Here is an 11,426-nt window from a genome sequence, read left to right on the forward strand (position 1 = left end):
TCTCTGTTGCTGCATTTCCGTTTCCGGATGGTCCAACATAGTCACGGAACTTACACTCATAGTAACCTCCTACCACATTCAATGGGTCAACAACTTTCACGTTGATTGGTCCACCGTTGTAGTCGTATTCCAATTCATCCTTGAATCCAGTGGAAACAATCGCATTCTCTGATGCGGTAGTCAATTGCAATTCTCTTCCTCCGTTTCCGGTTCCATCCAAGCGTGTGATTCGTGGAGTAATTCCATAGGAAGACAAATGCATCGTTCCCATGGATTCAGGAGCCGGGTCATGCGGAATCAATTCCAGCGCTTTTACTTCACCGATTGCTGCTTTCCGACTTCCCAGGAAAGGTTTTTTCTGCCCGTCAATGGCATTCGGATCACTTGGATCGTAGGTTTTATAATTGTTATAAGCATACGAAATAGCCATGAAATAGTAGCGTTTGAAATTGATCAACTTGCGGTCTCCCGAAGCGAATAGATCTTCCGTCACTCTGAATGTGTGACTGATTCCCAGGTCAGATCCCTTTACTTTTTCTACCGGGAAAGATGCCTGAAGATTTTCATCAAATTCAAAATTGATCAATCTCTTTACTCCATCCTGAAGGTCCACCTGAGCTACCAAACGGGCTTTCGTCGGATCTTCCAAATCAGAAACACTGACATTGGATTTATTCAACTGGTAAATCATGTATCCTTGAAAACGATAATGTTTATCCGCATTCGGAACAGTTGTAACGATAAAGGGGTCAAATTCAGAGTAATCCTCCTTCTTATTATTGGATGCAGAACCATTGGATAAATAGAGAATCAATTCGTTTTTCAATTCCTGACCTGTCAATTCCGGCGCATGAGGTCCTTCAAGCACACGGAAGCAGTTCTCGAATAAGGCTTGCGCTTTATCGTCTGCCAATTGCAAACTATTTACCGATTGAAATGGATCTCCTCCTAACGCCCTTGCCCAAACCATTCCGACCGTAATATTATTCACTGCACCCGGTTTTAGGATAAACGGACCAGCAGATTGCAAGAAACGACGGTCATAGGGTAAATTATTCGCTGTTTGCTCTGTCCAAATCGGTTGTGGAACTCCATCCGTTCCCCATCCCAAAGGATCGGTATCATTCGGAAACATGAAATCGCAAGTCACATTCGGATTAACGGATGGATCTGAAATGTGTCCGTTACCTCCGTAATAAAACGGGGTGTTATCTTTCCATCTTCCTCTTAGGAAATTATAATAATCCGCTGCATTGGTGGGATCTGTTTGATTTGGATTTGCTCCACCTCCCGAATTTACGTAATACAAAAAGCGACGCATTCCATAGCGTTCATTGTCTACGATTCCATCTCCGTAACCGATTCCGTTCAACGCTTCTCCCGAACCAATTCCAAATGCATTATCTATGGAATCATTATCCTGATAAGGCCCTTCAAAAAAGTCGACACCACAAGCAGGAGGGTTCGAACCATAACCATAAAAACCCTGATTATCTCCATCAACTGCATCTCCATTGTAGAAATAACCCAATCCTCGGCTGACATCACAGCCCACGTAATCATCAAACGGATCTCCGAGAGCACCATCCACAAAAACTCCGAAATAAGTATCGTATAAGGTTTGTGTTCCCCGATTGATCAATTCGTAATTATAGAAGGTCATGTTATTCACATCATCATTGGTTGCAAAAGCAAAAGCCTGGGCGCGAATTTCCATTCCAATCGGTTCACCACCGGATTCGGTATGGATATTTCCCTTATCATTCATGACCCACCACATATTGAAATCGCCATAAAGCGAAACCCTTCTGTCTGTTTTGCAATCTTTCGTTCCATTGATATCATACCAAGGATAATCCCCTTCTTGCCATTCATAATCACCGTCATTGTCGCGGTCAAAGAAAGGAGCCAAATTGTAATCCTGGCCTTTGGATAAATCTCCATGAGCCGGCCAATTCTTGATAAATTCGGGAACCTGATAGTTTGGAAAATTGCTCGCTTGCAAGCTTGTTCCGTTTTGCTGATCCGCGACTCCTGCATTGTACCAGGCATCAAATTGTCTCACCAAATCTTTACTTGAAGTGAAATGGTTATCGTATTTCAAACATTCGCTTGGATCAATTTCAGCAGTTGTATTGGCAAGCGGACCTGTCCAATAATCCTGTCCCTGGCGATAACGCAAAGCCGCCAATTTCAATTGTCCATTCACATCGGTTCCACCCAACCACAGTGCAGAAGTGAAAAAACACATGATTTTCGAATTCTTAGGAATTTCATATTGAGAGAAATTTTGACCCGGAACTTGCCACAAGTTTCCCGCTGTATGCACCATGGCGCGCACATTATTGTATTCCAAATAAGTGGTTTTATTTGCAGGAGCACAGCTGGCTGCTTTTGTCAGAATGGGTTTCTTTATCTTCTCCACACCTTGGTACGCCTGAGAAAACAATACTTTCGAGCAAATTAAAAAACCTATAACAAGTGATAATCGCATTTCTTTCATAAATAGTTGCGAGTGAATATACTCAAATTTGGGGCGAAATAAAAAAGCAATGAGACAAGGAAATACTGTCCTTGTCTCATTACTCATCTAACCGACTATGGGTAACCTATGTTATGTAGCAGTAGCTGCTTCAGAAGGAAACGAAAACTAACCTACCTAAAACTAACCTATATATGAAACAACTCCTTCTGGAAGCATACTTTGTTTTGATGTCAGATACAACGTATAATCTGATAGAGCAAAAGTAGCTTCAGAAGTTATCTACTCAAATACCTGAAAAGGTTGTTTTTGTGTACTTGTTGGAAGGTAAAGGAACTGACGTAATTTTAGAAAGACTGAAGACTATAGACTCAAGACATTGTCTTCTGTCTCTGGTCTTACGTCTTGAGTCTTCTTTACCTCTTCCAGCAAATCACTTTCTCGAAATCGATCAGCAACTGATAAATACCATTGAATTTATTGAAACTCAATTCCTCATAGGTATCATACACATCGTGGTAATGCTTGTTTGGTCCCATCGTGTACATGAAAAATGCTGGAACCCCTTTTTGGGTAAAGAAGTAATGATCTGAATTTGCAGCAGGTCCTCTCGAAGCTACTTTTGGCAAATACTGTTGCTTCTCATTAATGGATTTCAAGACTTCAAATTGCTCCGGAAATAGAGTTGCGTTTACAACAGTTGCTCCTTCTTCGCCACTTCCCATAATATCCAAATTGAACAGGAACTGAATTTCTTTCAGCGGGAAAATCGGATTTTCAGTGTAGTATTTACTTCCTAGCAAACCAACTTCTTCTCCTGCAAATGCGATAAAAACAATATTCACTTCAGCCGGATTTTTCGCATAATAACGCGCCATTTCCAACAACAAAGCAGTTCCCGAAGCATTGTCATTTCCACCCGGGAAATATGCTTCCTGACCCATCTGACCCAGATGATCGTAATGTGCGCTGAATACAAAATAGTTCTTTGATTTCTTCTTTGCCGGAACGTAAGCAATGATATTTCTGGCTGTATGATTTACCACTTTTGCATCCACTTTCACCTGGAAAATCCATTCATCCAATGATGCATCCACTGCGCTTGATTGGATTTGAAGCAATGGGGCGCGACTTTGGTCCTGGCTCACGCTCCAGGTAAACTTGGTATCAACCAATTCAATGATCGGCATGGATTCTCCCAAAACCTTAGCCAGTTCCTGTGCTTTTTTAAGGGTGTCTCCTTTCCATAAGCTGAAATGAAATGCAAACCCTAAAGCCGTTTTCGATTGGCTCATTGCCGCCTGACTAATTTTATTCTTTAGCTTTTTTCCGTTGAATAATTCCTCCACGGAAATTCGGTACACTTTCAAACTATCCACCTGGTATGCCGGACAAGCCGGGTCGACCACAAAATCTTTTCCGGGAATAAGTGCTTTTCCGTTGACAGAACAAGCCATCTTATTTGGAAAAGTGTTCACTTTGAATTGAAAGGGTTGAAAAGGCGAGTTCTTAAAAAAAGAACAGCCCATTTTTGTGAATTCTTCTGCAATGAAATTCGCAGCAAGTGAATCTCCTCCATTGACATATCCCCGACCATGAAAAGCCGGAGAACATAGTTTTTCAGCTGTCAAGCGACCTTGTTCCACCTGGGCAAATCCAAGGAACGGCAGGAATACGAGAATAAGGAGTGATTTATGCATACTTGCGTTCTACTTTTTGAATCAGTTCGATTGCCAATTGACTTTCAGCATCCCAATGATATTTGTTTGCATAACTGCTTACCAAAGACCTTGCCTGTTCTTTCGAAGGAATCGTTTCCAATTGGTCAATTAAACTATTGAATTCATCATTTGAGCCATTAAAAAGCTCCTGAATGATTTGCAAACGCTCATTAAATCCAAAAGCTCCTTTCAATGTTTCCAATCGGACAGACATCAGACGTGCTGCCAAAGTTCCATCGTTGGAATTCAATTTTCCGTAGATCGGATGTAAACCCTGCGTATTTTCAATCGGTGCTGCAAAAGCAAGTTCAGGCGCTTCCTGCTCTTTTTCTTCCACTACCTCCTGATGATGAACGGGTTCAATGACGTCTTCAATCGGTTCTTCTTCGATTACCTGCTCTACTTCGTCCTCAATCAGTTCAAAAGCAACTTCGTCTTCAATTTCTTCCTCGTTATCCATTCCAAACAAATCAAAAGAAGGTTCTTCTTCCTGTTCCGGATGAAATTCCTGAGCTTCAATAACAGGAACAATTTCTTCTTTGACAATTACCGGCGCTTCTGAAGTTGATTTTTCGGAGACTGTGTTTCCATAAACATTTGCTTCGTACGCTTTATATCGCAAAATAATTGCGCGCTCATTCAATTGATTCGTAGCTGCTGCAAAAGCTTCTAACTCATTGACAGTGGCTTCTCCCGACATTATCTTGACCAATAAAGCTGCAATTTCTTCGAGTAGTGCGTGCATTTCCATATTTCCAGTATTTCGAAATTTTTCAACATTTGCTAAAACTTGTAAACCCCATTCATTTTAAGACGCGGGAAATCACAATTTTTGTAGGATAAAATTACAATTCAGGAAACAGTTTTTCCGTTCGAAACCGAATAGTTGTTTATATTGGATTGTTGATAACCTTGAAAAATGATGTTTTTAGAGCAAATTCCTTCTGAAGCAAGACAAAACGGGTGGATTGAAGTGGTCTGCGGATCGATGTTTTCCGGAAAAACAGAAGAGTTGATTCGTCGTTTGAAACGCGTGGAATTTGCACAGCAAAAATTGCTGCTTTTCAAACCGGCTATTGATAATCGTTACCATGAAGAACAAGTGGTCAGCCATGTCGGATCTTCCCTGGAAGCAATCCCGGTAACCAATTCTGAGGAAATTCTCAAACATTGGAAGAAGGAACGCATCGTTGCCATTGATGAAGCCCAATTCTTTGACGCTGGTCTGATCCAGGTTTGCACTGATTTGGCGAAGCAAGGTGTGCGTGTCATTATCGCTGGTTTGGATATGGATTATCTAGGGAAGCCTTTTGGTCCGATGCCAGACCTTTTGTGCATCGCAGAATATGTTACGAAAGTACATGCCATTTGCGTTTCATGTGGTAACTTAGCACAGTACTCACATAGAACAACCCAGGACGAAGGGCAGGTATTGGTTGGAGCAGTTGAAAAATACGAACCGCTTTGTCGCAGTTGTTACAACAAAATTGAGCATTGAGATTAAATTATTCCCTTGAAGCGTGTGCTGCACTATTTGAAGCAGAAGTAATTGGTTCCTCTTCGGAATCCATCACACATGTTTACTTCGATTCCCGCAAAATTCAACAAGCAAAAGGTGCTCTTTTTTTCGCTCTTACAGGTCATTCAAGATCTGGAAACGAGTTCATTGAAGATGCGTACCGACAAGGAATTCGTTTATTCGTGATTGCGAAAAATAGTGGAGCGAAATTTCAATCGGATGCGCTTTACTTCCAAGTGGAAGACCCATTAATTGCATTGCAAAAATTAGCAACACATCACCGGAAACAATTCACATATCCCGTTGTTGCCATAACCGGAAGCGTTGGAAAAACGACTTTTAAGGAATGGATTTTCCATTGTATCTCAGACAAGTTTAAAGTAGTTAGGAGTCCCAAGAGTTTCAACTCGCAATTGGGAGTTGCCTTATCCCTTTTGGAAATGCACGAACATGCTTCCATTGCTTTTATAGAAGCCGGAATCTCGAAGCCGGGTGAAATGAACCTGCTACAGAACATGATCCAACCGGATTATGGGATTTTCACCGCTTTTGGAAAAGCACATCGCGAAAACTTTGCCCATAACGAAGAACATTTGTTGGAAAAATGGGTGCTCTTCCGTGAATGCCGCTTAGCATTCATCCCTCATACATTTGCCGATCTGGAAAATCGCTTACCCGGAAATTTCCAGGTTTGCCCCCCATACGAGAATCATCGTTTCCCCAGTGGATATAGCGGAATGCTGGGTGTTTTGAAAACATTCCTGACTTTCCTGCAATTTGAACTGAAAGAGATTGAAGAACGGATTGATTCACTTCCGACACTTGCCTTACGCATGGAAGTTTTTGAAGGAATTAATGGAAATACCATTATCAACGATACATATAACCTGGATCTGGATGCCTTAAGCGAAGCTTTAATTCATCAGCGTCAATTGGCACCGGATAAAAAACGGATTGTGGTCATCGGATTGTCTGAAAAGCATGCGCATGAACGATTGGAGATTGAGAAACTAATCGCTTCCTTCAACCCGGATGAGTTTCATTTTATTCCGGAAGGGAAATCCATTCCCTGGGAAAATTTTCATAACTCTGTAGTTCTTGTCAAGGCACATCGTGACCGGGCTTTTGAATACGAAGTAGCCAGAGGAAAGGCATTGAAACACCGGACGATTGTCGAGGTGAATTTAAGTGCAATCAAACACAACGTTTCCTTCTATCAATCCCGATTGCCCAAGGAGGTGAAAATATTGGCGATGGTGAAAGCTTCATCCTATGGATCGGGAGCCGATAAAGTTGCTTCGTTTTTGCAACAGAACGGTATTCGGAATTTTGGAGTTGCTTTTGCAGATGAAGGTGTTGAATTACGCAAAGCGGGAATTGGGATTTCCTCTTCCATTGTAGTCATGAATCCCGATCCGGAGCACAGTGATCTGATCATTGAATACCGCCTGGAACCGGCAATTTATTCATTCGAGCAATTGGATGAATTTATTACAGCATTGATCCACCGCAATATTTCAGGGTATCCCATTCACCTGAAGTTCGATACCGGAATGCATCGTTTGGGATTTGCTCCGGGAGATAAGGAACGTGTTCTGGCGATTATCAATTCCCAGCCCGAAGTTCAGATCCAAGGAATCTATTCGCATTTAGCGGATGCCGATAATCCGATTCACAGTGAGTTCACCAAAAAGCAGTTGGCAACTTTTGATTCGATCGTTTCATACTTCAGAGCAAATAGTTCCGATTCTTTTCTTGCACACATTCTCAATTCAGAAGGTTCCCTGCGTTATCCCGAATACTGTTATGACCTCATCCGTTTGGGAATTTCCATGTATGGTTATACCGAAAACAAAGAGTTAAAAGCATCCTTACAACCAAGTGTTTACTGGTATAGTTCGATTTCACAGATCAAAGCTGTCCCGAAAGGAGATTTCATCGGATATGGTTGTTCGTATGAAGCGCTGGATGATTTAACGATTGCAGTTATTCCTGTTGGTTACGCCGATGGTTTCAGACGCAGTTTAAGTAACGGAGCAGGTTCGGTCTTTATCCATGGAATCAAATGCCCGGTAGTTGGCCGGGTTTGTATGGACATGATCATGGTGGACATCAGTTCCGTCAATGCGAAAATCAACGATCCGGTAGAAATCATCGGACAAAACCAACCGATGGACGTTTTTGCCAAGGCAATGGATACGATTCCCTATGAAGTGATGACCGGATTGTCTAAACGGATGCACCGGGTTTATGTAGAAGAGTAAATTCTGCTTCAATATTTCCCACGGACGAGCACTGAAGTACACAGAAGAAAAGTCTGTTTGATAGTAAAGAAGATTTCAATCGGGAAAATAAGGATACTCGTAAAATCTTCCGTGTACTTCCTCCGTGGGAGAAAAAACCTACTCTTGTTTCCGGTGAAAAATCGCTTCTACCCTTCTGTTGATTGCCCGATTTTCTTCTGATATATCAGGAACTAATGGCTTCGTATTACTAAAACCCTCAGCATACAATCTTGAACGGGCAATACCGTGTTTATTTAAATAGACCAATACCGTATTGGCGCGCTCATAAGAAAGTTCATGAGCACTCATGCAGCATACATGACCATTTAATCTTACATATAACGTGGAATCTGCCAACATGATGTCGAGCAATTTCTTCAGATTAGGAAGTGATTCTTCCAATATAATTGCCTTTGTATTTTCAAAATTAATATTCAGATTGATAGGTTTTCCTAATTCAACGACCAAAGGTTTATCTTCAACTTTTGTAAAAACTAATACATCTACCCTTCGATTCAATACCAAATTTGGAGACGGATATCCGCTTGTTTCATTTCCATTTACTGTTTCAACTTTCACCTCTTTCCATTTCGAATCCTGGAGCAAGGCTTGAATTGTCTGAATTCGTCTCGATGCCAGAATGCGATTGTCTGAAACTTTACCAATGGAATCAGTGTAGCCAACCAGAACAATTTTGGAAATGGGTTCCTTTATTTTAGCTAATTTATTTTCCAAGACTTTGCTATTAATGATCTTAACATCATTGTTCAGAAACAAAATAGCTATGGAATCCTTTCGCATTTCTTTCTGACAAAAGCAGGCTGAAGACAAAAAACTTATAAAAACAAAAAGTAAGTAGCGGTTCATCTATTCAAAGTATTAGAGGTTATTTCCGATAAAAAATCGCTTCCACTCTTCGGTTCATGGACATGTGCTCTTCCGAATCATCAGGAACTAATTCCATGCTGTTGCTGAAGCCTTCCGCAGACATGCGTTTGTAATCGATGTCATTCAAACTCAAATAACGCATCACGGCATAAGCGCGTTTGACAGACAATTGCATATCATCGGCACAACAAACGTGTCCATTCAACTTCAATTGCAATGTTGTATCTTCCAGCATCACATTCTTCAATTTTTCCAAATTCGGATAAGAAACGGGAAGAATGTCTGCCGTTCCACCTTTGAAATTGATATTCAAGTTGAGTGGTTTATTGAGTTCATATTGCAATTTCGGTGGTGTATTTTTCACATAGAACAACAAATCTGCCCTTCTATTTAAGTCATCCGGAACTGCTCGAGATCCGGAGAGTTCATTGGCATTTACGGTTTCTATTCGAATCCGATTTAGTCCTGTTTTTTGCAATAAGACTTCAACTGATTTGATTCTTTCTTCAGCCAAGGCCTTATTTCTCTTTAAAGATCCCGTTGAATCCGTATAGCCAACCAATCTCATGAATGAAAGTGATGAAGCATCTATCTGTTGCAATTGTGTGATCAGTTTATCTGCATCGAGTAATTCCGATTGATTGTAAGCAAACAAAACGGCAATGGAATCCTTCTGAACTTCGGTTTGAGCTAAAACAGATTGGATTGAAAGAGTTAACAGAATGAAAAGTAGGCTTAGTTTCATGGTTTCCGTTTTAAGGAGAAACGATGATCGGTTCATTTTGTTACATGATTGAACTTCTTATTTTTCAATCGCCAATAATACTCGTTTTCGCCAACTTCCCCAACGGAAGTTTCCGATTTTTCCTGTATTATGAATAACCCGATGACATGGAATCAACAAAGCAATCGGATTTGCACCTACGGCTGTTCCAACTGCTCTGGATAGATTGAGATCACCCAAACTCTGGGCAATCGTTCCATAAGTTGCCAGTTCAGATTTTCCCAGTGCCTGAATTTCATTCCAAACCTGAACTTGAAAAGAGCTTGCTTTCACTCCCACCGGAATAACGGGAATATCTTCCGTCTTAACGAAATAGTTCATCAAAGCATGATAGGCCAATTCCTGCAACTCCGTTCGTTCTTCCCGAATGGTCGTTTTCGGAAAAGCCCTTCTTAGTCGAATCGAACCTGTTTCGGTATCTTCGAAGGTTAGTTGGCAAATTCCGGACTCATGAGTCGCAATAAAAACCGTTCCTAAAAAGTAGGGAAATAGGGAGTAGTATATTTCTGCAGGAGCTTCGTCCAATAGCTGGATGTCCAAATCAATGTGAGAAGTTATTTTTCTTTCATCATCAAACGAATCAAAAATAGAAAGTTGTGTTTCCTGCTTATTTGTCAACGCCAAAGATGGTGAAAATGCATCCTGTACAAACCGAATCGGATCTTTCCCCAAATACTCCTGAAAAAGGTGTTGAGTTTCCCATTCACCCAAATCCAATTGTTTGGATAACTCTTCCAACGAAATTCCAATTTGCTGAGAATCAATCATCCATTTCAGCGTTGAAAACAGCATATTCATGCGTTGAATGTTATATGATACGTCGTTATCCATGGAAATCAGACGGAAAATTAGGGAAAAATGACGAAAGATAAGGGTTGATCCTGTTATTTTCCCGAAAGTAAAATTACCGCTAAAGTCAATCGTCTACTCTGCCCACATGCGTATCAGGTTACTATGGGTTTGTTGCAGTACATTGGCTGGTTCTGAAATCAAATCTTCTTTGCGGAGTTCGTCTATCACTTCCTGAATATCTGTAAGGATCTTGCGCTGATCAGCACTTTTCACCAGACTTTGTATCCAAGTCACCGCCACCCGACGTTCTCCACTCACTACTTCACGAACCTGATGTAATTGTGTGCAGGGATAACAAACTGCGTCACCCGCAGGTAATTTGTAAAGTACGGTTCCGGAACCTGTCTGCAATTCCAATTCGCCACCTTCGTATTCGTCCGGATTACTTAGGAAAATCGTCATCGCAATATCGGTACGCATCATATTGGCCATCAACGGACTATCCACATGCCATCCATAGGTCATTCCCGTGCGGTAAGTACTGATAAGAAACGGATAAATAGTTTTTAATAAAACAGCATTCCGAAACAGCATATTTCCGTTGAGTGCCTGTAGCAAGATCTGTTGAATCATTCCATATTCCTGACTCTGCATATCCATTTGAAGATTGTTTTTCACTTCCCGAGCGGCGGCAGTAGCTGTTTTCTTACCATCCTCAAAATTCGATCGCGCACTGAGCATATCAATTTGTTGCAGCTGCTCCTTGTTAAGCAATCCTGGAATAGTCAAATAGGTATTTTGAATAGTCATAAAGTTAGTTTTTTCATATACAGGAACCCATTCAAAAAAATGAATCCGTTTGTGGAAACGAAAATAATCGTCTGAAAGGAAAAAACCTATTGCTTACAGAAAATACTCTTCTTTCCAAGTGATTTCTCCCTAAAAAAAGCAATCA

General features: G+C 41.0%; 8 protein-coding genes and 1 pseudogene. 2 read left to right on the top strand and 7 right to left on the bottom strand.

Annotated elements, in window-relative coordinates; translation table 11 throughout:
- The 3 genes and pseudogenes from AAG807_RS00005 to AAG807_RS00015 all read right to left on the bottom strand — a co-directional run.
- Positions 1–2,494: pseudogene (locus AAG807_RS00005) on the bottom strand (T9SS C-terminal target domain-containing protein); the annotation flags it as partial.
- A gap of 404 nt (positions 2,495–2,898) precedes the next feature.
- Positions 2,899–4,182: a M20/M25/M40 family metallo-hydrolase gene (locus AAG807_RS00010; RefSeq protein WP_341899636.1), complete on the bottom strand. Its 1,284-nt coding sequence runs from the start codon at positions 4,180–4,182 to the stop codon at positions 2,899–2,901.
- Positions 4,175–4,948 (bottom strand): hypothetical protein, encoded by a 774-nt coding sequence (locus AAG807_RS00015; protein WP_341899637.1) that lies wholly within the window; start codon positions 4,946–4,948, stop codon positions 4,175–4,177. The genes AAG807_RS00010 and AAG807_RS00015 overlap by 8 nt, the downstream gene beginning before the upstream one ends.
- Before the next feature lie 177 nt (positions 4,949–5,125).
- Here AAG807_RS00015 and AAG807_RS00020 point away from each other — a divergent pair, with 177 nt between their 5' ends.
- Both AAG807_RS00020 and alr read left to right on the top strand, forming a co-directional pair.
- Complete coding sequence (locus AAG807_RS00020; RefSeq protein ID WP_341900758.1) at positions 5,126–5,701, top strand: thymidine kinase; 576 nt, start codon at positions 5,126–5,128, stop codon at positions 5,699–5,701.
- Positions 5,698–7,986 (top strand): alanine racemase, encoded by a 2,289-nt coding sequence (gene alr / locus AAG807_RS00025; protein WP_341899639.1) that lies wholly within the window; start codon positions 5,698–5,700, stop codon positions 7,984–7,986. The genes AAG807_RS00020 and alr overlap by 4 nt, the downstream gene beginning before the upstream one ends.
- A 138-nt stretch (positions 7,987–8,124) precedes the next feature.
- Here alr and AAG807_RS00030 read toward each other — a convergent pair whose 3' ends face one another.
- The 4 genes from AAG807_RS00030 to AAG807_RS00045 form a co-directional block, all read right to left on the bottom strand.
- Positions 8,125–8,742: an OmpA family protein gene (locus AAG807_RS00030; RefSeq protein WP_341899640.1), complete on the bottom strand. Its 618-nt coding sequence runs from the start codon at positions 8,740–8,742 to the stop codon at positions 8,125–8,127.
- Between the two features lie 151 nt (positions 8,743–8,893).
- Entirely contained in the window at positions 8,894–9,640 is a 747-nt protein-coding gene (locus AAG807_RS00035; protein WP_341899643.1) for an OmpA family protein, read from the bottom strand.
- 57 nt (positions 9,641–9,697) lie between these two features.
- Positions 9,698–10,510, bottom strand: a complete 813-nt coding sequence (locus AAG807_RS00040) for a methylated-DNA--[protein]-cysteine S-methyltransferase (protein ID WP_341899644.1) — start codon at positions 10,508–10,510, stop codon at positions 9,698–9,700.
- A gap of 93 nt (positions 10,511–10,603) precedes the next feature.
- Entirely contained in the window at positions 10,604–11,281 is a 678-nt protein-coding gene (locus tag AAG807_RS00045) for a Fe2+-dependent dioxygenase (RefSeq protein ID WP_341899646.1), read from the bottom strand.
- Positions 11,282–11,426: the final 145 nt, after the last annotated feature.

It is taken from the genome of Fluviicola taffensis DSM 16823 (assembly GCF_943372375.1).
GTDB classification, from domain to species: domain Bacteria; phylum Bacteroidota; class Bacteroidia; order Flavobacteriales_D; family Crocinitomicaceae; genus Fluviicola; species Fluviicola taffensis_A.

Excerpts from the sequence above, each read along its gene's own strand:
- AAG807_RS00010 (WP_341899636.1), bottom strand. The coding sequence starts at position 4,182 with ATGCATAAATCACTCCTTATTCTCGTATTCCTGCCGTTCCTTGGATTT.
- AAG807_RS00015 (WP_341899637.1), bottom strand. The coding sequence starts at position 4,948 with ATGCACGCACTACTCGAAGAAATTGCAGCTTTATTGGTCAAGATAATG.
- AAG807_RS00020 (WP_341900758.1), top strand. The coding sequence starts at position 5,126 with ATGTTTTTAGAGCAAATTCCTTCTGAAGCAAGACAAAACGGGTGGATT.
- AAG807_RS00035 (WP_341899643.1), bottom strand. The coding sequence starts at position 9,640 with ATGAAACTAAGCCTACTTTTCATTCTGTTAACTCTTTCAATCCAATCT.
- AAG807_RS00040 (WP_341899644.1), bottom strand. The coding sequence starts at position 10,510 with ATGGATAACGACGTATCATATAACATTCAACGCATGAATATGCTGTTT.
- AAG807_RS00045 (WP_341899646.1), bottom strand. The coding sequence starts at position 11,281 with ATGACTATTCAAAATACCTATTTGACTATTCCAGGATTGCTTAACAAG.